We start from the raw sequence: 19,950 nt of genomic DNA, 5'->3' as shown, positions 1-19,950 counted from the left end.
CAGAGCAGATCACCCAGATCATCGGCGTGATCGACGAGATCGCCTTCCAGACCAATCTTCTGGCGCTCAACGCAGGCGTCGAGGCCGCCCGGGCCGGCGATGCGGGCCGCGGCTTTGCCGTGGTCGCCTCTGAAGTCCGGGCCCTGGCCCAGCGTTCCGCTGACGCCGCCAAGGAAATCAAGGGCCTGATCAGTGCCTCGTCACAGCAGGTGGCCCAAGGGGTTGGCCTGGTGGGAGAGACCGGCAAGGCCCTGGAGCGGATCGTTTCCCAGGTGGCCCAGATTGACGGGCTCGTTTCGGAGATCGCCGCCAGCGCTCAGGAGCAGGCTACCGGCCTGCATCAGGTCAACACCGCCGTCAATGAAATGGACCGCGTGACCCAGCAGAACGCGGCCATGGTTGAAGAGACCACGGCGGCGAGCCACTCCCTGGCGACCGAGGCCGAAGCCCTGACCCAAAGCGTCGGACGCTTCAACATCGGTGCCAGCGGCGCAGTACAGTCAGCGCCACCCACCCGTGCGCCGGCTCGCGCGGCCCGCAGCGAAAGCTTCGCAGGCCGACATATTCCCCAGATGAAAACCACCGCCCGGGAGGGTGGGGCCGCCCGCCGACCCGAGCCCGTCGCTGACGGTGAAGGTTGGGAAGAGTTTTAACGATTTCGTCGATATCTAAGCCAACAGGTCTGGGGGGAAATGCCGAATGACGGACACAGACGCCAATGTCGCAGAAGTCAGCCTGGGTCAGGTCCTCGACCTGCAGGCGGCCGAACCGCTGCGCGCTGAGCTCATGGCTCTGCGAGGCCGGCCCCTGCAGGTGGACGCCTCCCAGGTCAGCCGATTGGGCGGACTGTGCCTGCAGGTCCTCCTGTCGGCGCGGATCAGCTGGGCGGAGGATGGACTGCCGCTGCGTATCGAGCAGGCCTCTGACGGTTTCCTTGAACAACTGGCCGCCTTTGGCGGACCGCAGATCAACTTTGAACCCGAGGGGGCACACCTGTGAGCAAAACCGTTCTGACCATCGACGACTCCCGCACCATGCGCGAAATGCTGAACATGGCCCTGGTCCAGGCTGGCTATCGCGTCATTCAGGCCGTTGATGGCGTGGAAGGGCTCGAGGTTCTGCGCGCCGAGGGCGCCGATGTGGTCATCACCGACATCAACATGCCCCGCATGGATGGTTTCGGCGTCATCGAGGGCGTCCGCGCCGACCCGGCGCACCGGGCCACGCCGATCCTGGTCCTGACCACCGAAAGCGACGCAACCAAGAAGGAGCGCGCGCGGTCTGCGGGCGCTACCGGCTGGATCGTCAAGCCGTTCAACCCGACCAAGCTGGTGGAAGCCATCCGCCGCGTCGCCGCCTGAAGGCGGCCGAGGCCTGCGATCTAAGCTGACCTGAGTCCGGAGCACCCCGTGGACCCTTTCGAGAGTATCAAAGCGACCTTCTTCCAGGAGTGCGAGGAGCTGCTGACCGACATGGAGTCGGGGCTTCTGGCCATGGAGCAGGGCGACGATGATTCCGAGACCATCAATGCGGTCTTCCGGGCGGTTCACTCCGTAAAGGGGGGTGCCGGGGCCTTTGGCCTTGAGGAGCTGATCCGTTTCGCCCACGTCTTCGAGACGGTCCTGGACGAGATGCGGTCGGGCAAGCTGCCCCTGACCGACGAGGTGGCCAAGGTCCTGCTCCGCGCCTCTGATGTGCTGGCCGACCATGTGGCAGCCGCCCGCAGCGGCGGCGGGGTCGATGAAGGCCGCACTGTCGGCATGATCGCCGACCTGCAAGGCCTCATCGATCAGGATCGCGCCAATGAGCTTGGCCTGAACGACCATGGCGACGCGTCTGGCGCTGATGAAGACTTCGGCTTCGTGCCTGTGGTGCTGAGCCTGGATGAGCCCGCCACCGACGCCCCCGACGTGGACATCGCCGCCCTGTTGTCGGCTGCCGCTGAGCCGGCGGCTGCAACCCCCACCTGGAAGGTGATCTTCCGGCCCCGGGCCGAAATGTATGCCAAGGCCAACGAGTCTGCCCTGGTGCTGCGCGAACTCGCCCGTCTGGGGGATGTGGAGGTCAGCCTCGACGCCTCGGGCGTACCGGCCCTTGATCAGCTGTCGGCAGAGGCCGCCTATCTCACCTGGACCATCCGCCTGTCGGGGGACAAGTCCGAGGCTGAAGTCCGCGAAGTCTTCGAGTTTGTCGAAGACGACTGCGACCTGACCGTGGTCCGCGAGGGCGAGGCGCCCGAGATGGCCGCCGCCGATGGGGCAGAGAGCGACGCCTCGGCCAGTGCCGTCGAGGCCGCCGCAGCTGCGCCCCTGGATCTTGAAGCCCTGTTGGCCCGGGTCGCGCCGACCGCAGAGCCTGCCCCCCTTGAGATTCCCCCGGCTCAGCCTGTGGCCGCTGCACCCGTCGCAGCTCCAGCCCCGGCACCCGCCAACCTCGATGTGGCAGGTCTGATCGCCCTGGCCGAAAAGGCCTCACAGGATCACGCCCAGGCCGCCCAGACACCCGTCGCCAAGGCCGATCCCAAGGTTGACCAGAAGGCCGAAGCCCGCGCCGGTTCAGGCGCGGCGACCGCCGCCACCCCGACCATCCGGGTCGATCTGGACCGGGTCGACCGCCTGATCAACGCGGTCGGCGAGCTGGTCATCCAGCAAGCCATGCTGTCCCAGCGGGTCTTTGAGAGCGGCCTGGCCCGCTCCTCGGATGTGGCCCTAGGTCTGGAGGACCTGGAACTGCTGACCCGGGAAATCCAGGACAGCGTCATGGCCATCCGCGCCCAGCCGGTGAAATCGGTGTTCCAGCGCATGCCGCGCCTGGTCCGGGAAGTCGCCGACATGGTGGGCAAGAAGGTCCGCCTGGTGATGGACGGCGAGAACACCGAAGTCGACAAGACCGTCATCGAACGTCTGTCCGATCCCATCACCCACATGCTGCGCAACGCCATCGACCATGGGCTGGAGACGCCCGAGGAGCGCGAGGCGGGCGGCAAGGGCGCCGAAGGCACGGTACGCCTGGCTGCACTTCACCGCGGCGGGCGCATCGTTATTGAGGTCCAGGACGACGGTCGCGGGATCAATCGTCCCCGGGTGCGCGGCATTGCGGTGACCAAGGGCCTGATCGCTGAGGATGCGGTCCTGTCCGATGACGAAATCGACAACCTGATCTTCCTGCCCGGCTTCTCCACCGCCGACGTGGTGTCCGACATCTCTGGCCGCGGCGTGGGCATGGACGTGGTCAAGCGCTCTATCCAGGCCCTGGGTGGACGCATCTCAATTACCTCTGAGCCCGGCAAGGGCTCGAAGTTCTCCATGAGCCTGCCCCTGACCCTGGCCGTCCTTGACGGCATGGTGGTCTCGGCCGCTGACCAGACCCTGGTGGCGCCCCTCTCCAACATCGTCGAAAGCCTGACTCCCCGGGCTGAGGATGTGCACCTGATCGGTGGACGCGACGCGGTGATCTGTATCCGCGACACCTTCGTGCCCCTGATCGATGTTGGGGTGGCTCTGGGCTTCCGGGACACCCCCCTGCCGCCGGCATCGGGTGTGGCCGTGCTGGTCGAAAGCGAAGGCGGCGGCAAGGCCGCCCTGCTCGTCGAGGCCATCCAGGGCCAGCGCCAGGTGGTCATCAAGAGCCTTGAGGCCAACTACCAGCACATCCACGGGGTCGCTGCGGCGACCATTTTGGGAGACGGGCGGGTCGCTTTGATCCTCGACGTTGACGCTCTGGTGACGACCTCGAGGCGAAAGTCGCCCCGAATCGAGAAGCGAATGGCGGTTTGATCATGACAGATACCGTGACCCAAAGCGTCGCCCAGCGGCGCGAACTGATCGCGTTTCGGATTGGAGACCAGGAGTTCTGCGTCGACATCATGTCGGTGCGGGAAATCCGTGGGTGGGCCCCGGCAACGCCTCTTCCCCGCACGCCTTCCTTCGTGAAGGGCGTGATCAACCTTCGCGGCGCGGTTCTGCCGATCATCGATCTGGGCGCGCGCCTGGGTCTGAGCACGTCGGAACCCACCGCCCGGCACGTCATCATGGTCGTCCATATCGGCGAGCGTACCATTGGGCTGCTGGTGGATGCCGTGTCCGACATCATCAATATGAGCGACGATCTGGTTCAGCCGACCCCCGACGTGGCCAGCGATCAGGTCAAGACCTTCGTCAAGGGCCTGTTCGCCCTGGATGGCCGTATGGTCAGCCTGATTGCCCTCGACCGCGTCCTGCCCGAGACCGAAGCTGAGGCGGCATGACGCAGACGACGGACTCACGGCGTGGTGCCCAGAGCCAAGGTCTGGTCGATGGGGAGTTTCTGCTGACGGCGGAGGATTTCCGCAAGATCGCTCAGATTCTGCATTCCTATGCCGGAATCGCCCTGAACGAAGGCAAGGCCGCCCTGGTTTATTCGCGGCTGGCCAAGCGGCTGCGGACCCTTGGCCTCCGGGATTTCCGCGAGTACTGCGCCCTGGTGGAGGACGCTGACAGCCTGGACGAGCGCCAGGCCATGATGGCGGCCCTGACCACCAATGTGACGCGGTTCTTCCGTGAACCGCATCACTTCGACCACCTGCGTGACCAGGTGATGCCTGAGCTCGCCGCCCGCGCCCGGGCTGGTGGCCGTGTGCGGATGTGGTCGGCCGCCTGCTCAAACGGCCAGGAGCCCTACTCCATGGCCATCACCCTGCTGTCGGTCCTGCCTGAGGCCGCCAAGCTGGACGTGAAGATCCTGGCCACCGACATCGACCCCAATATGGTCGCCGAAGGCAAGGCCGGCTGTTACCGCGAAGATTCCGTTTCGCCGGTGCCCCTGGACCTGCGTCGCCGCTGGTTCGAGAAGGTGCAGGCCTCCGACGGTCGTGTCTGGTCGGTCTCCCCCGAACTGCGTGACCTGGTGTCATTCCGTGAGCTGAACCTGATCGGCGACTGGCCGATGCGGGGCCGCTTCGATGTGATCTTCTGCCGCAACGTGGTGATCTATTTCGATGAGCCCACTCAGGAGCGGATCTGGAGCCGCTTCGTCCCGGCGATGAGCCCGGGGGGCACGCTCTATATCGGCCACTCCGAACGGGTCTCGGGTCCTGCCATGTCGACCCTGGAGACCGCTGGCCTGACCACCTATCGCTTGAGGTCCAAGCCATGACCGTCCGCGTTCTTATCGTCGACGACTCGGCGACCATGCGCAGCCTGATCGCCGCCACCCTGCGTCAGGACCCCGAGATCGAAGTCCTGGGCTTCGCCAATGATCCCCTGGAGGCCCGGGAGGCGATCAAGCGCCTGAATCCCGATGTCATCACCCTGGATGTCGAGATGCCGCACATGAGCGGACTCGATTTCCTGGAAAAGATCATGCGCCTGCGGCCGATGCCGGTGGTGATGGTCTCCACCCTCACCCAGGCTGGGGCAGACGCCACCCTGTCGGCCATGGAACTCGGGGCTGTGGACTGCGTGGGCAAGCCCGGTGCCGGCGCGACCGCCGCCGAGGCCTTTGCCGACCTGGCTGAAAAGGTGAAGGCGGCCGCCCGCGCGCGGGTCCGCCCCTTCGCCGGCCCTGTGGTCCGCACCGAGGAGAACCGCACCTATCGCGCCCAGGACGTGGTCGTGGCGATCGGCTCGTCCACGGGCGGGGTCGAGGCCCTGATGACCATTCTCTCAGCCTTCCCGGCCACCTGCCCGCCGACCGTGGTCACCCAGCACATGCCGGCCACCTTCACCCGCAGCTTCGCCGAACGCCTCGACCGGGTGTCTGGCGCCAAGGTGGCTGAGGCCTGGGACGGGGCGCGCCTCCTGCCAGGCCACGTCTATCTGGCCCCCGGCGGCGCGGCGCACCTGGAAGTGACCGGCACGACCCATCCCACCTGCCGGCTTCGTGTCGACGAGCCCGTGAACGGTCACCGTCCGTCTGTGGACGTTCTGTTCGAATCTGTCGCCCGCCTGAAACGCCCCGCCCTTGGGGTGATTCTGACGGGTATGGGCCGTGACGGCGCCCAGGGCCTGCTGACCCTCCGCCAGTCCGGTGCCCATACCCTGGGACAGGATGAAGCCAGCTGCGTGGTTTATGGGATGCCCCGGGCCGCCCATGAAATCGGGGCGGTGGAAAAACAGTCGCCGCTTGCTCGGATGAGCGCGGCAATCCTTGGACTATGCGCGGCCACCGAGCCGCAGAGGAGCGCCTGATGCCCGCAGCCGCAGCCATCAAGACCTTGATCGCCGATGATCAGCAGTCCATGCGCTCGCTGATCCGCACCAGCCTGAACGCCCTGGGGATTAATCAGACCCGGGAAGCCGCCGATGGTGAAGACGCCCTGCGTGCGCTGCTGGCCCAACCGGCCAATCTGGTGATCACCGATTTCAACATGCCCAAGCTCGATGGCCTTGGGCTGCTGCGGGCGATTCGCGCCCACGGCCCGACGTCCAAGACCGCTGTCATCATGCTGACCGGCCGCGCCGATCGGGAGCTGGTGCAGCGCGCCGTGCAGTTCGGGGTGAACAACTATCTGGTCAAACCCTTCACCACCCAGACGCTGAAGGAAAAGATCGAAGCCGTTTTCGGGCCCCTCGAATGATCGTTGAAAACATCTCGCAGCGTGCGGGCCGCAGGATTCATGTGGTTCAGGGCGAGCACTATGTCACCGGCGATCCGGATGTGACCCTGACCACGATCCTGGGCAGCTGCGTGGCGGCTTGCGTGTGGGACCCCGAGCGTGGCGTGGGCGGCATGAATCACTTCCTGCTGCCCGAGGGTAAGGCCGAGGGGGCCGATGAAGGCCGGCGGTATGGCGCCTACGCCATGGAACTGCTGATCAACGAAATACTGCGTCTGGGGGGGCGCCGGGAGCGCCTGCAGGCCAAACTGTTTGGCGGCGCGCGAATGTTCAGCGGCCTGTCCGATGTGGGCGCCTCGAACATCGCCTTTGCCGAGCGCTTCATGCGCGACGAAGCCATTCCGGTCATGGGTACCAGCCTGGGCGGCTTCGGTGCCCGGCGGATCCAGTTCTGGCCGGCAACCGGCCGCGCTCAGCAGAAGACCGTGACCGACACCCAGGAGCTGACGGTCCTGAAGGAAGTCCCCAAGCCAGCGCCGGTGGTGGTCGACGACGGCGCTGTGGAGCTGTTCTGATGCGTCCCGGCCAAGTCGCTGTTCTTGCCCCGCCGATGCTGACCGCACTGGCGGCAGAGATTGATCATGCTGGCGAGCTGTGTGCCCGGCTCGAGGAGCTGGTCGCGCGACTGGCGGCCGCAGTCGAGGGCGAGCCCCGAGAGCTGGCCCTGAGCGAGGCCCAGACCCTGGATGTCCTGACCCAGCACCTGGCCTCTCTGGCGACGTTCATGCGGGGTCTGTCGGGCCAGTTGACGGACGCCCGCTCCATGGACGCTGACGCTGTCTTGGGCCAGGTGACCTTGGGCGATCTGGCCGGCCGACTGCGGGCGGTCCTTTACAATGTCAGTCAGATCCCGCCGCCCCCCGAGGGGGCGGCCGGCGACCTTGATCTCTTCTAGGGCTGGCCGCGGTGAGCCTTCACCCTGATGTCCGGCTCAACCTGGCAAGGTCGAATGTCCTGCTCATTGATGACAATGAGCAAGCCCTTGAGGTGCTGGCCTCGATCTTCCGCGGCTTCGGGGTTCACCGGCAGGTCAAGTGCGGCTCTGCCGCTGACGCTCAGGCTATCCTGAACAGCCGGGAAATTGATCTCATTGTCTGCGACACGTCCATGCCGGACATGGATGGTTACAGCTTCGTGCGCTGGCTGCGACGGGAAGGTCCGGAGGAGGCCCGGTTCGCACCGGTCATCATGCTCACGGGCCACGCTGCCCGCTCGACGATCGAGAGCAGCCGCGACTGTGGAGCCAACTTTATCGTCTCCAAGCCCTTTACCCCTGAGGTCCTGCTGCAGCGGATCTATTGGGTGGCCAAGGATGAGCGGTCAATGGTCCGCAGCGAGGGCTATGTCGGTCCTGACCGGCGGTTCCGCAATATGGGCCCGCCCCTGGGGGTCAAGGGACGGCGCAAGGACGACCTTTCAACCCATGTGGGCATCGCCAAGGATCCCAACATGGACCAGGACGAGATTGATATGCTGCTGAAGCCGCAAAGGGCCGCCCTATGAGCGACGCCGAAATCTTCAAGGTTCGCAACCGGCTGGCCAATCATGTGGCTGAGCCCGGCGGCATGACGGCCGGCATGGCAGGCTCCCGCGCAGCCCGGGAATTGGCCGCCCAGCAAGGCAAGTCCTATGAGGCCATCGGCGAGGCCCTGGAAACCCTGGAGTGGCTCTGCCAGGACAAGTCCGCCCCGATGGACTCTGTCTATGATCTCTCGACAACAGTGCTCGATATTGCTGGCCTGTTCGATGACAAGCCGCTTTGCCGGGCGGCCTACAGCCTCTGCGAACTGGCCGACAAGCTGCGCACCCGAGGGGCCGCCGATTGGGCGTCGATCAAGATTCACGTCAATGGCATGCGGCTGATCTGCAACACCCCCGAGGCCGATCGCGCCGGGCTCACCGCCATGGTCGAGGGGCTATGGATGCTGACCGAGCGTCTGCGGATCGATGATGGGGACGCCGAAGCGCCCGCCGCCTAAGGTGAGCCGCCGCCGGGAGCCTTAAGCCCCCGGCGACCTGCCTTCAGGCCGATCAGGCCTCGTTACTGAAGATCACCGTACCCGAGGCGGCGAACATGCCGCCGACCCCGTGACAGACGCTGATCTTGGCACCGGGCACCTGAGCCGGCGCAATGCCGCGCATCTGACGCACGCTCTCCTGCAGGGCGTACATGCCGTACATCCCCGAATGCATGTAGGAGAGCCCGCCCCCATTGGTGTTCAGGGGCAGCTTGCCGCCGATGGCCGTGTTGCGGCCATTGATGAAGTCCTTGGCCTCGCCGGGCTTGCAGAACCCGAGGTCCTCCAGGCCATAGAGCGGCAGGTGGGCGAAGGCGTCATAGATCATCAGGTGATCCACATCGGCATGGCTGATGCCGGCTTCGTCAAAGGCCTTCTTGCCCGAGACCCGGAAGGCCTTGGACGAGGTGAAGTCCTCCATCTGGCTGACCAGGGGGGTCTCGACGCTCTCGCCGGTGCCGAGCACATAGACCGGCTTCTGGGGGAAGTCCTTGGCCCGTTCGGCGCTGGTGAGGATCAGGGCCCCGCCCCCGTCAGTGACCAGGCAGCACATCAGTTTGCGGAACGGCCAGGCGATCATGTCGGAGTTGAGGACATCATCGATGGTGATCGGATCGCGGTAGGACGCGCGAGGGTTCTTGGCCGCCCACTCCCGCTGGATCACGGCCACATTGGCCAGGTCCTCCACGGTCACCCCATAGGTCTTCATGTAGCGAAGCACCGGAATGGTGAACATGGTCGGCGGGGCCGTGACACCGAAGGGCATCTCGAATTGCCCCATCATGCTGGAGGGCGCCCGGCCAAAGCCCCCGGCACCGACCCGTGAGCGGCCCGATTCCCCGTGGGTGATCAGGACGGTAGTGCAGTGTCCTGCATTGATGGCCGCAGCCGCATGGCGGACATGCAGCATGAAGGAGCAGCCGCCGACGCTGGTTCCGTCGGCATAGGTGGGGGTGATCCCGAGATACTGGGCGAGCTCCACCGGCGAAATGCCGGCGCAGGCCACGCCATCGATGTCGGAGGGCTTCAGGCCGGCGTCAGCCAGGGCGTTGAGGGCGGCGTCAGCGTGCAGGCCGAGCACCGACACGTCCGGAATCTTGCCCATTTGGGTGGTTTCAGCCGCACCGACGACGGCGATGGATTTCTGCTTCATGGTCGCCTTACCCCTTGGCCGGCTGGAAGAACGGCAGCGAGATGGTGTCGCTCATCTTTTCGAAGACGACCTCAAGCGGCATGTCGAGCACCAGGGCCTCAGGAGTCTGCGGGCAACCGACGATGTTGGTCATCATCCGCGGGCCTTCTTCGAGCTGCACCACGGCGATGGCATAGGGCTCGGTTCCCATGTCCGGGCGGGGACGATGGTTGATGACATAGGAGTAGAGCGTCGCGCGGCCGCTGGCCTTGAAGACCTCCACATTGCGCGATCCGCTCTTGGGCGCGAACGGGCGCGGCGGGAAGTAGGCTTCACCGGTCTCCTTGCAGCGCTGGAGCAGCAGCTCCCCGTTGCGGGACCCGTCCCAGAAATGCTGGGTCTCCGGAGTCGGCTCCGGCAAAATGCGAGGCGGCATTCGTCTCCATCCCTCAATCAATGATTTCAAAAATCCCGACCTGTCCCGGTCGAGCGGCGCCAGAAAAGACGAGAGCGGCGCGATTGTCGACCGACTTAGACCGGGGAGCCTGATAGTCGACTGCGGAGGGCGGCATCGGCAAGCCCCCGCCAGACGTCGGCCTCAAGGGCCTTGGCCGGCGGATCATCCCGTCCTTCCAGGTCAAGTTGCAGGGCAATCAGGCCTGCGCGCAGGCTTGAATTGGCGCTCTGCAGGGCGCTGAGCCTAAGACTCGCCTCGCCCCCAGAGGCCAGCGTCTCCAGCGCCTGCCTGAGCGCCGAGGTCGAGGCGACGGAAGCGCCCTTGGCCAGAAGCCCGCGAAAGCCACGGTTCTCAAGCACAAGGCGCTCGGCCGCCCCGTCCCACATCTCGGCGGCGAGACCGAGCAATAGGGCCGACAGCCCCAGCTCCCCGGCTCGCTCGGCGGCTGGAATCTGAGGGGCGGCGTTGCGGGCCACGCGGGCCGCCAGATCGGCCAGCACCTGGGGAACAGCGGGGGTCATAGGTGTCCCATCACTTTCAGAGCGCCAAGGTCCTGGGCGTTGATCAGCGCCCAGGCCGGATAGACCAGGATCGGATCGCGATTGGCACCGTCCAGCCAGGTCTTTGCGCTGGACACCCAGATGGCCTGACCCTTGACGCAGGCAAACAGCTCCCACCACTTCAGGGCGCTCGGCTCGGCCGTCAGGCCGCTGGCGGCCTCCCAGGCCGCGAGGGCCTCGCCCCGGGGCAGCAGACCGCCGGGATGCTCCCGTCCAAAGGACCAGACCGGATTGAAGCTCCAGCCCAGGTCCTCCAGGGGATCGCCGAGATGGCACATCTCCCAGTCGAGGATGCCGTGGATGCCGCCCTCGGTATCGTAGAGGAAATTGCCGGTCCGGTAGTCCCCGTGCACCACCGCCACCTTCTGGGCCGGCGGCGGCGGATTGGCCCGCAGCCACCGGATGGCGCCGCGAATCACCGGCAGGGGCTCGGTCTCATTGGCGTCCAGCACCCCCTCCCAGTGGTCGAGCTCCCGACGCCAGACCGTTTCCGGGTGGGTCGCGGGAAGGACGGCTGCGAGCCCCAGGGCTGAGGGATCGGCCTGAGCGATCTGGCCGAGAATGCTCCACTTGCGCCGGCCCAAGGCTGGCAAGCTGTCCAGATAGGGCGCGGTCCAGAGCGGCCCGGTGCCCGCCTGGAAGCCCGCGATCTCCTCGGCCACGAAGAAGGGGCTGCCCAGGGCCTCCCCCCCCTCCTCCAGCCAGAGCATTTCGGGCACGGGCACGTCGGTGCCGTGGAAGGCGCGATAGGCCTCGAACTCCACCCGCCGCTCGGTGTCGATCAGGCTATCGGCGGGATCGCGGCGGAGGATCATCCCCCGACGCCGGGCAACCCCAGCCTCCTGCCAGGCCAGGGTGAAGCGATAGGTCTGGCGTGAGGCCCCGCCGGTGATGCGGGCGATCTCGGTGACCGCCACGTCCTGCGCGCCGGGCATTTTTCCGGCGATATAGGTGCCAAGCCGCTGGACGAGTTCAGACTCCTGCATCGCGTCAGGACATCTTGAAGCGGATCGGCAGGGTCTTGGGACCGTTGACGAACACCGCCTGAGACATCTGCGGCTCGCCGGCCAGCTCAAGGGACTCCAGGCGCGGAATGAGCTCCTCCCAGAGAATCCGCATTTCCATCTTGGCCAGGTGCTGACCCAGGCACAGATGCGCCCCATAGCCAAAGGCCAGGTGCTTATTGGCCTTGCGATCGACCCGGAAGGCCTGGGGATCGTCGAACACCGCCTCGTCCCGATTGCCCGACGCGTAGCAGAGCATCAGCCAGTCCTGGGCCGCCAGGTCCCGGCCGCCCATCTGGGTCGGCTCGGCGACGGTGCGCATGAAGGTCTTCACCGGGGTGGTCCAGCGGATGGACTCGTCCACCAGGCCGGAGATCAGGGACGGGTCGGCCCGCAGCTTGGCCAGTTCGGCGGGATTCTCCGCCAGACCCCAGATGGCGCCGCCGGTGGAGGACGAGGTGGTGTCGTGGCCGGCGGTGGCGACGATGATGTAGTAACTCATCGCCTCGAACTCGGAGATCGGCTGCCCGTCGATCATGCTGTTGGCGATCACGCTGGACAGATCATCGGTGGGGTTGGCCCGGCGGTCGGCCGACAGCTTGCGGAAGTATTCGAAGAAGTCGGTGATGACCCCAGGGGTCAGCTTCTTGCCGGGATCGACATCTTCCTTGCGGGCCAGTTCCGGATCGGCGGCGCCGAACAGCTCCTGGGTCAGCATCAGCATCCGCGGCTCGTCCTCCCGCGGCACCCCCATGATCTCCATCACCACCCGAAGGGGATAGTGCAGCGCCACCTCGCGGACGAAGTCGCACTGACCGCCGGTGGCGGCCATCTGCTCCACGGCGGCCTTGGCGACCACGCGGATCCGCGCCTCCATGGAGCGAAGGTTCTGCGGCATGAACCAGGCCTGGGTCAGGGCGCGGTACTTATGGTGATCGGGCTCGTCCATGTGGATCAGGGTGCGCAGCAGGTGCGGGCTTCCCCCGGTCATCTCGCGGATCTTGGCGTCGGTCTCGCGGTTCACGATGGTCGGCGACTTCGCCCCGTTCAGAAACAGGGCGTTCTGCCGGCTGATCTCCAGGATGTCGGCATGGCGGGTGGCGACCCAGAACGGCTCATAGCCCGCAGGCTCCGCACGGCCGAAAGCATTATTGGCCCGCAACCAAGCGTAGGTTTCGTGGATGCGACCGTCGGCATAGGCCTTAGGGTCCACCAGAGTTTCCGCATGTTCACTCGGAATGCGCACATTTGAATCAGTCATGATCACCTCTGCGAACGGCTTTACCCTGCGGAATGCTTACCCAGCGGCAGCAATTTCGTTCCGTAACGTTAGGCCGCCGACGTCTCCCTTGCCTTGTTCTACTTGAACAATTGATACTGCCAGCCTAGGCAGCGTCGCAATACCGACAATGAAACGGCGTTAGAAAATGCGTCTGGAGGACCCGCCCCATGCTCACCAAGGCAGATGACTTTCCGATCCACCAGACGCCGGAGCCGGTGGCCCATGCGGGCACCGACCGCAACTTCTATGACCGATACTTTTTCAACGGCTACAGCCCCGAAGGGAGCACCTATTTCGCCATCGCCTTCGGGGTCTATCCGCACCTGAACATCGCCGACGCCCACTTCAGCGTGATCCGCAACGGGGTGCAGCACTGCCTGCATGCCTCCCGGGTCCTGCATTCCGAGCGCATGGACCTGTCGGTCGGCCCCATCTCCATCACCGTGGTGGAGCCCCTGCAGACGCTCAAGGTGACCGTGGCTGAGGAGAGCGGGGTGGCGGCCGAGCTGACCTTTACCGGGCGGGCCTTCCCCATCGAGGAGCCCCGCTTCACCCGCCGGATCGGCCCCCGGGCCTTCATGGACTATACCCGCCTGACCCAGAACGTCCGCTGCACCGGCTGGATCGAGGTCGACGGCGATCGCCAGGACCTGCCGGCGGGAACCGTGGGCTCCCGGGACCGGTCCTGGGGCATCCGGCCGGTGGGCGCGCCTGATCCCCAGCCGCCGGTTCCCATGACCATGACCGGCTTCTTCTGGCAGTGGACGCCGCTGAACTTCGCCGATCAGAGCCTCTTCTTCCACGTCAATGCCGACCCGGACGGGACCGCCTGGAACACCCGGGCGGTGGTTCTGCCGGACGGCGCGCCCCAGGGCGGCGGCTATCACACCTCAGCGGCCCGCATGACCGAGGTAACCCTGGTTCCCGGGACCCGTCACGCCCAGGGCGGGGTGCTGGAGATCCCGGCGGAGGGGGGTCTGATGAGGGTCCAATTTGAGCCCATTATGACCTTTTTGATGCGCGGAATCGGCTATTCCGGTGCCTGGCGACACGGGGCCTACAAGGGCGAGCTTGCGGTCGAGCGCGAGGACATCGATCTGACCGCCGCCAATATGGGCGCCCCGGAACACGCGCACATTCAGGCCCTGTGCAAGGTCACCCTGACGGCCCCTGGCCAGGTAGCCCAGGCAGGCCTTGGGGTCTTTGAGCAGCTCATTGCCGGCCCCTATCGCCCCTACGGCCTGGGGTGAGGCCAGGGGGGGTTGCCAAGCCTGCCCTGGGCTGGTGGCTTACGGGTCCATCTAGGACGGAGTTGATCCATGCGGCGGTTTCTCGCGCAGATGTTTGGCCCATCGCCAGCCCCCGGGTCATCGCACCCCTCCCAGCCCATGTCGGGGGAGGTCGAGCGCCTCTGGACCTCCAGTGATGGCCTCAAGCTCTCGGCGCGGGACTATGCCGGGGCCGGGGGCCCCGCCCGGCTGCCGGTGATCTGCATCCATGGCCTGACCCGCAATTCCCGGGACTTCGAGGACGTGGCGCCGGCCATCGCCGCCACCGGGCGTCGGGTGCTGTCCCTGGACGTCCGCGGGCGGGGACGATCGACCTATGATCCCAACCCGACCAACTATAATCCTGCCGTCTATGCCGGCGACGTGATCGCCCTGATGCATGAGGCGGGCCTTTCCCGGGCAGTGTTTCTCGGCACCTCCATGGGCGGTCTGATCACCACCACCCTGGCCACCCTGAGGCCAGATCTTGTGGCCGGGGCCATCCTCAATGACATCGGCCCGGAGATCGCCACCGAGGGCCTGACCCGGATCGGCTCCTATGTGGGCACAGGGGGCCCCGCCGCCAGCTGGACCGAGGCCGCGGCTCGGACCAAGGCGATCAACGGCTCAGCCCACCCCCATCTGGCCGATCCTGATTGGGTGCGGTTCGCCCGACGGGGCTGGCGTGAAGCCGCGCCTGGCCAGGTGGTCCTCGATTATGATCCGGCCATCGCCCAGGCCTTCGCCACCGCCCCGGCAGGCGCACCTCAGGCCAGCCCCGATCTCTGGCCGCTGTTCATGGCCCTGGCGCTCAACCGCCCGCTGCTGCTGGTGCGCGGCGGCGCCTCGGACCTCCTGGCGGAAAGCACCGCTGAGCGGATGCAGACCCTGGCCCCCCACATGCGCCGGATCGATATCCCCGGCATCGGCCACGCCCCGACCCTGGACGAACCCGACGCCCGGCAGGCGGTTTTGGACTTCCTTGCCGACGCCCCCTGAAGTCCCTCTGGCTGGTGCCCCGGGTGCCCCAGGCTGCGAAGCGGCTTGCCTTATGCGCACGGGCCTTGGCAGTATCCCCCGATTGATCTTCAGCGGCCCGGTTGCGGCCCGTTTCCTCGCCTTTTTTTGAGAGATTGAGACTTTGACGATTTTGGCTCAGGCGGCGAACGCCTCGCCGTCCATGGATTCCTTCGCCTCGGTGGACGCCCTCGTCGAGGGTCTGGGCGGCGTCGGCTATATCGCCTCGCGGCGGATCGCCACGGCCCTGTACATGTCGGTCCACCTGCAGAAGCCGATCCTGGTTGAGGGGGTCGCCGGCGTCGGCAAGACCGAGCTGGCCCTGTCCACCGCCGCCCTGCTCGACCTGCCGCTGATCCGGATGCAGTGCTACGAGGGCCTGGACGAGTCCAAGGCCCTGTACGAGTGGAAGTACGGCAAGCAGCTCCTCTACACCCAGATCCTCAAGGACCGCATGGGGGCCGAGCTGGCCGACGCGGCCGGCATGGACGAGGCCATGGAGCGCCTGCACGGCATGGGCGACATGTTCTTCTCCGAGCCCTTCCTGGAGCCCCGGCCCCTGATGAAGGCCCTGCGGGAGGACGCCGGCTGCGTCCTGCTGATCGACGAGATCGACAAGTCCGACGAGGCCTTTGAGGCCTTCCTGCTGGAGGTGCTGTCGGCCTATCAGGCTTCGGTGCCGGAGCTGGGCGTCATCAAGGCCAAGACCCCGCCCATCGTCTTCCTGACCTCCAACAATGTGCGTGACCTGGGCGACGCCCTGAAGCGCCGCTGCCTGCACCTGCACATCCCCCTGCCCGAGGCCAGCCTGGAGCGCCGCATCGTGGCCAGCCGGGTGCCGAACATCGAAGAACGCCTGACCCACCAGTTGGTCGGCTTTGTCCACGCCCTGCGGGAAATGGACCTGCGCAAGTCGCCCTCGATTTCCGAGACCGTCGACTGGGCCCGGGCGCTGATCCTGATGCATGCCGACAGCCTGGACGCGGCCATGGTCCGCGACACCCTGAACGTGATCCTGAAGTACGAGCAGGACATTCAGATGGTCGAGCCGCAGGTTAGCGAACTGCTGCGAACGGCCCTGACCACCCCATAAGGGCCGCCCCATGCAGCACCAGATGGAGGACTTCATCCGCGCGCTTCGGGCCGCCGATGTGAAGGTCTCGCCGGCAGAGTCCATCGACGCTCACGAGGCCGTCGCCCGGATCGGCTATGCCGACCGCGAACTGCTGAAGGACGCCCTGTGCGCGACGCTCGCCAAGAGCGAGGACGAGGTGCGCCGGTTCGACCGGGCTTTCGACAACTTCTTCGCCCGGGACCCCTTCGACTTCGCCCAGCCCCCGCCCCCTGAGGGCGGCGGGAGCCCCCCGCCGGAGGCGCGGCTGGAGGACGTATCCGAGGAGGCCGCCAGCTCCGAACTCGCCCAGATCATCCTGGCCGGAGACTCCACCGCGCTCTCCCAGGCCATGGAACGCGCCGCCCAGGCCGCCCAGGTGTCTGAGATCCGCCTGTCCACCCAGAAGAGCCGCCTGACCCGGCGGTTGCTGGACGAGATGGGGGTGGCCGAGATTGAGAAGATCATCAGCCAGGCCCGGCGCCTTGAGGGCGAGGGCGGCAACGCCCTGGCTGACCGGCTGGAGGCCGGCCGCAGGATCGTGGCCGCCGAGGCCCAGCGCTATATGCAGCGCCAGCACGACCTCTATGCCGCCGAGAGTGGTCGCCAGCTGCGCGAGGAGCTCCTGGCCCGCAAGGCCCTGAACGCCGAGGGGGGCATCGATCCCGTCGATCTGCAGGTAATGCAGGCGCTCGTCCGCAAGATGGCCAAGCGCCTGGCCGACCGCTACTCCCGCCGTCGCAACCGGGCCCGCCGGGGCCACCTGGATGTCCGCCGGACGCTCCGCCAGTCCATGGCCTATGGGGGGGTGCCGTTCAATGTGGTCTGGAAGACCGAGCGGGTCGACAAGCCGAAGATCATCGCCATCTGCGATGTCTCAAAGTCGGTGGCCGCGGCCGCCCAGTTCCTGCTGACCTTCCTCTACAGCCTCAACGAGGTGGTGGACCGGATGGACGCCTACGCCTTTTCCGGCCGCATGATACCGGTGAACCAGATCCTCGACGAGCATGGGGTGGACAAGGCGATCCTGGAAGTTCTGAAACTGATCGGCTTCCAGCAGACCGACTATGGCAAGGCCCTGCAGGACTTTGCCGAGAACCACCTCGACCGGCTCGACCGCCACACCACGGTGATCATCCTTGGCGACGCCCGGTCCAACTATGCCGACCCGCGCCTGGACATCATGCGCACGATCCACGAGCGCTCCCGCTCAGTGATCTGGCTGAACCCGGAACCGGAAAGCTACTGGAACCAGGGCGACAGCGTCATGAACCGCTACCTGCCCTTCTGCCACCTGGCCAAGACCTGCAATACGCTGGACCAGCTTGAACGCATCATCGAGGACGTCCTGCGCCAGTACGTGCCTCACTGAGGGGGCGTCAGCTGCGGCTGGGCCAGCGGTGGGTGATATAGATCCGGCTATCCGTGAAGCCGCCACGCAAGTAGGCGTCGGCCACAGCGATCTCTTCACGCGCCTTTGCGATCGCTGCGCCGATCAGATCGTCGGACGGTGAAGGATAGCTGGTCGCTTCACTAAGGCGTTTCCAGCTGAAACCTTGCCAGAACGAACGCTTGGCTCGGGCCGGGCCGACACCGCCCGACAGGCCAGACGCCACACCGTCATTAACCTCCTGGCTCATGAAGCGGACGTTGATGTAGGTCTCCACACCGCTGCTGTAATTGAAACTGATTGATTGTTGGCGCCCATGAAGCTCGCGGCGGATAACCCCGAAATCGGCCATCGCCGGCCGGGGCGGGAATGACCAGCCCAGGTCCATCAGCAAGGGCAGGAGTTCAGCCCGCATTGCTTCGAGCATCGACCGCTTGGGTGCCTCTGCGCGTGATGCGCCCCGCCTTGTCAGTCTGAGCCATTCGAGAGCTGGCGTCTCTCCGGCACGATAGCCGCACAGGCTTTCAGCCAAGACGAGGGGTGCCTCGTAATCATCCGTCCCAGGCGGGATAGGAGGCAGCTCGCCCAGGGAGGTGGGTTCTCCATGCTCTGACGCCGACGCCAGCGACCACTGCATCAGGCCGTCAAGATAGGCCTGCACTTTGTAGAAGCTGACCGTATCGACGATCTCTGCCCCGATTGCCTCTCCACATGCCCCTGACACCCGGGGGAGATCGGACAGCAGTTGATCGTCGAACGCGTTACCGACCAGCACAAGCCAGCCTGATGGCAGTTCGGCCATCACCAGCCCCACGCCAACTTCCTGGCTCACCTCACCGGCCGGCTCCAAGCCAAGACACTCCAGCAGCGCCTCCCGCCGCTCAGCCTTCACCGCCACCCAACTTAGCTTAAGGCCCATCGGTCGCCCCTTCTTGCGTCAAGAACACCGTTTTCCGTCTACGGATACTTCTTGTCTTGATCCAATACTGGTGGCGCGAAAGGACTTAAAATAGCAGAAGCGGCTTTACCGACGTCTGGCGGGCCTGTGTGGTAAAGGACAAATTTTTCCCCAAGCCGCTTTTGGGCTAGACTTTGATTTGGACTGAGACGTGCGTCGAAACCAAATTTGTCCTCAAATCTGATAGATCTTCCCGAAACGCCGTCTGGATACCAATATATCGTCTTCTCTTCGTTGAGATAATCACGCCTCTTTGGCATCGGGGCCCGGTCATCTGGATCAATCAATTTATCACCGTCTCTTGGCCAATACCCAACCAACGGCCTAGGTTCTCCATTCAATTTACTTCGCGCACTGCCAATAAAATCGCCGAGATTGCCCTTGCCCTTGGTTGAAAGCCCATTGGACCAGTGCTGAGCGGTGCCATCGGCGGCCCCGCCCAATAGACCGCCGAGCATGGCCGCTTGCGCTGCAGTCTCAACTGATGGTGTTCGGCCATTGAAAAGGTATTGCGCCGTTGTTGTTGCGGCTGCACCGAGCGCACCAGCACGGACCGGGCCGGCCGGCAGCGCTGCCACGCCCACGGCCCCACCTATAGCGGCACCAAGGCTATCGCCGGCCGTCGACCTCTGCCCTTGCAGGGTATCTGAGGCCATCTGAACGCCAAGCCCCGCCAGACCTCCGCCGGCGACAATGGCGGCAGTCTCTCTGCTTGTCAGTCTGGCTGCGCCAGCCAGTCGCGGGATGGCGGTGGCAACACCCAAGGCAGGCGCTGCCGCAGCGGTCGCGGCGACACCCATGACAGCGCCACCCGCGTGACCCACACCCCTTGCGACGGGGCGCTGAGCGGCGTCCTGACGCCCTCTCGCCCTTTCATCTCGAATATTTGATTGGAAACTCTCGACCAGATCCGCCCCGTTCACAGCCTGGACCACCGCGTTAGTGCCGGCAGCAAAATAGTCCGCCCCTCCCAGGGTCATGACATTGGCCGCCCCCCTGGCGACCGTATCGAGCTGAATCGCCCCTTGCTGCGCCAAGGCGCTGGCCCTGCGCAGCGCAGGCACGCCTTGGATCGCAGCGGCAAGAGTCTCCTGCGCCTCTCTTCGTAGAGCATTCGTCTTCCGCCACTGCGCCTGCAGGGCATCCCATTGTTTGGAC

General features: G+C 65.7%; 23 protein-coding genes. 16 read left to right on the top strand and 7 right to left on the bottom strand.

Annotated features, from left to right (window positions below; genetic code table 11):
• The 12 genes from MH112_RS04885 to MH112_RS04830 all read left to right on the top strand — a co-directional run.
• The coding region (locus tag MH112_RS04885) for a methyl-accepting chemotaxis protein (protein WP_296564674.1) at nt 1–653 on the top strand (653 nt) is incomplete at its 5' end.
• A 46-nt stretch (nt 654–699) separates the two neighbouring features.
• Nucleotides 700–999, top strand: coding sequence for an STAS domain-containing protein (locus MH112_RS04880; RefSeq protein WP_296564672.1), 300 nt, complete (start codon nt 700–702; stop codon nt 997–999).
• A complete protein-coding gene (locus MH112_RS04875) occupies nt 996–1,361 on the top strand; it encodes a response regulator (protein ID WP_296564670.1) in 366 nt (121 codons plus the stop codon). Before MH112_RS04880 ends, MH112_RS04875 begins: the two co-directional genes overlap by 4 nt.
• Nucleotides 1,362–1,409: 48 nt before the next feature.
• Nucleotides 1,410–3,776 (top strand): chemotaxis protein CheA, encoded by a 2,367-nt coding sequence (locus MH112_RS04870; RefSeq protein ID WP_296564669.1) that lies wholly within the window; start codon nt 1,410–1,412, stop codon nt 3,774–3,776.
• Between the two features lie 2 nt (nt 3,777–3,778).
• Nucleotides 3,779–4,246: a chemotaxis protein CheW gene (locus MH112_RS04865; protein WP_296564668.1), complete on the top strand. Its 468-nt coding sequence runs from the start codon at nt 3,779–3,781 to the stop codon at nt 4,244–4,246.
• Nucleotides 4,243–5,133 (top strand): protein-glutamate O-methyltransferase, encoded by an 891-nt coding sequence (locus MH112_RS04860; protein WP_296564666.1) that lies wholly within the window; start codon nt 4,243–4,245, stop codon nt 5,131–5,133. Before MH112_RS04865 ends, MH112_RS04860 begins: the two co-directional genes overlap by 4 nt.
• Nucleotides 5,130–6,167 (top strand): chemotaxis response regulator protein-glutamate methylesterase, encoded by a 1,038-nt coding sequence (locus tag MH112_RS04855; protein WP_296564663.1) that lies wholly within the window; start codon nt 5,130–5,132, stop codon nt 6,165–6,167. The genes MH112_RS04860 and MH112_RS04855 overlap by 4 nt, the downstream gene beginning before the upstream one ends.
• Entirely contained in the window at nt 6,167–6,556 is a 390-nt protein-coding gene (locus MH112_RS04850; RefSeq protein ID WP_296564661.1) for a response regulator, read from the top strand. Before MH112_RS04855 ends, MH112_RS04850 begins: the two co-directional genes overlap by 1 nt.
• Entirely contained in the window at nt 6,553–7,110 is a 558-nt protein-coding gene (locus MH112_RS04845; RefSeq protein WP_365786224.1) for a chemotaxis protein CheD, read from the top strand. Before MH112_RS04850 ends, MH112_RS04845 begins: the two co-directional genes overlap by 4 nt.
• Nucleotides 7,110–7,490, top strand: a complete 381-nt coding sequence (locus MH112_RS04840; protein WP_296564660.1) for a hypothetical protein — start codon at nt 7,110–7,112, stop codon at nt 7,488–7,490. The genes MH112_RS04845 and MH112_RS04840 overlap by 1 nt, the downstream gene beginning before the upstream one ends.
• 11 nt (nt 7,491–7,501) lie before the next feature.
• Entirely contained in the window at nt 7,502–8,098 is a 597-nt protein-coding gene (locus tag MH112_RS04835; protein ID WP_296564657.1) for a response regulator, read from the top strand.
• Nucleotides 8,095–8,574, top strand: coding sequence for a hypothetical protein (locus tag MH112_RS04830; protein WP_296564654.1), 480 nt, complete (start codon nt 8,095–8,097; stop codon nt 8,572–8,574). Before MH112_RS04835 ends, MH112_RS04830 begins: the two co-directional genes overlap by 4 nt.
• 52 nt (nt 8,575–8,626) lie before the next feature.
• Here the strand turns inward: MH112_RS04830 and MH112_RS04825 are convergent, their stop codons facing one another.
• The 5 genes from MH112_RS04825 to MH112_RS04805 form a co-directional block, all read right to left on the bottom strand.
• On the bottom strand, nt 8,627–9,766 hold the full coding sequence (locus tag MH112_RS04825) for a thiolase domain-containing protein (RefSeq protein WP_296564652.1): 1,140 nt from the start codon (nt 9,764–9,766) through the stop codon (nt 8,627–8,629).
• A gap of 7 nt (nt 9,767–9,773) precedes the next feature.
• Nucleotides 9,774–10,181: an OB-fold domain-containing protein gene (locus MH112_RS04820; protein ID WP_296564648.1), complete on the bottom strand. Its 408-nt coding sequence runs from the start codon at nt 10,179–10,181 to the stop codon at nt 9,774–9,776.
• 95 nt (nt 10,182–10,276) lie between these two features.
• Nucleotides 10,277–10,723 carry a hypothetical protein gene (locus MH112_RS04815; protein ID WP_296564645.1) on the bottom strand — a complete coding sequence of 149 codons (447 nt, stop codon included), beginning with the start codon at nt 10,721–10,723 and terminating at the stop codon, nt 10,277–10,279.
• Complete coding sequence (locus tag MH112_RS04810; protein ID WP_296564643.1) at nt 10,720–11,748, bottom strand: phosphotransferase family protein; 1,029 nt, start codon at nt 11,746–11,748, stop codon at nt 10,720–10,722. Before MH112_RS04810 ends, MH112_RS04815 begins: the two co-directional genes overlap by 4 nt.
• Before the next feature lie 4 nt (nt 11,749–11,752).
• The gene (locus MH112_RS04805) at nt 11,753–13,027 is read right to left on the bottom strand and encodes a cytochrome P450 (RefSeq protein WP_296564640.1); all 1,275 of its coding nucleotides are present in this window, start codon (nt 13,025–13,027) and stop codon (nt 11,753–11,755) included.
• A gap of 188 nt (nt 13,028–13,215) precedes the next feature.
• Here MH112_RS04805 and MH112_RS04800 point away from each other — a divergent pair, with 188 nt between their 5' ends.
• From MH112_RS04800 to MH112_RS04785, 4 genes are all read left to right on the top strand, one after another.
• Nucleotides 13,216–14,298 carry a hypothetical protein gene (locus MH112_RS04800; protein ID WP_296564637.1) on the top strand — a complete coding sequence of 361 codons (1,083 nt, stop codon included), beginning with the start codon at nt 13,216–13,218 and terminating at the stop codon, nt 14,296–14,298.
• 69 nt (nt 14,299–14,367) lie between these two features.
• Nucleotides 14,368–15,315, top strand: coding sequence for an alpha/beta hydrolase (locus tag MH112_RS04795; RefSeq protein ID WP_365786215.1), 948 nt, complete (start codon nt 14,368–14,370; stop codon nt 15,313–15,315).
• A 142-nt stretch (nt 15,316–15,457) separates the two neighbouring features.
• Entirely contained in the window at nt 15,458–16,426 is a 969-nt protein-coding gene (locus tag MH112_RS04790; RefSeq protein WP_296564635.1) for a MoxR family ATPase, read from the top strand.
• A 10-nt stretch (nt 16,427–16,436) separates the two neighbouring features.
• Nucleotides 16,437–17,816, top strand: a complete 1,380-nt coding sequence (locus MH112_RS04785; protein WP_296564632.1) for a VWA domain-containing protein — start codon at nt 16,437–16,439, stop codon at nt 17,814–17,816.
• Nucleotides 17,817–17,823: 7 nt separating this feature from the next.
• Here the strand turns inward: MH112_RS04785 and MH112_RS04780 are convergent, their stop codons facing one another.
• Both MH112_RS04780 and MH112_RS04775 read right to left on the bottom strand, forming a co-directional pair.
• Nucleotides 17,824–18,753, bottom strand: a complete 930-nt coding sequence (locus tag MH112_RS04780) for a hypothetical protein (protein WP_296564629.1) — start codon at nt 18,751–18,753, stop codon at nt 17,824–17,826.
• Between the two features lie 38 nt (nt 18,754–18,791).
• Nucleotides 18,792–19,950 (bottom strand): hypothetical protein (locus tag MH112_RS04775; RefSeq protein WP_296564626.1); only part of this gene is annotated, 1,159 nt, incomplete at its 5' end.

This window comes from Phenylobacterium sp. (genome assembly GCF_022402485.1).
In the GTDB taxonomy this organism is placed as follows: domain Bacteria; phylum Pseudomonadota; class Alphaproteobacteria; order Caulobacterales; family Caulobacteraceae; genus Phenylobacterium.
Note: the sequence above shows the minus strand (reverse complement) of the source record. Positions and strands in the feature narration are given on the sequence as shown.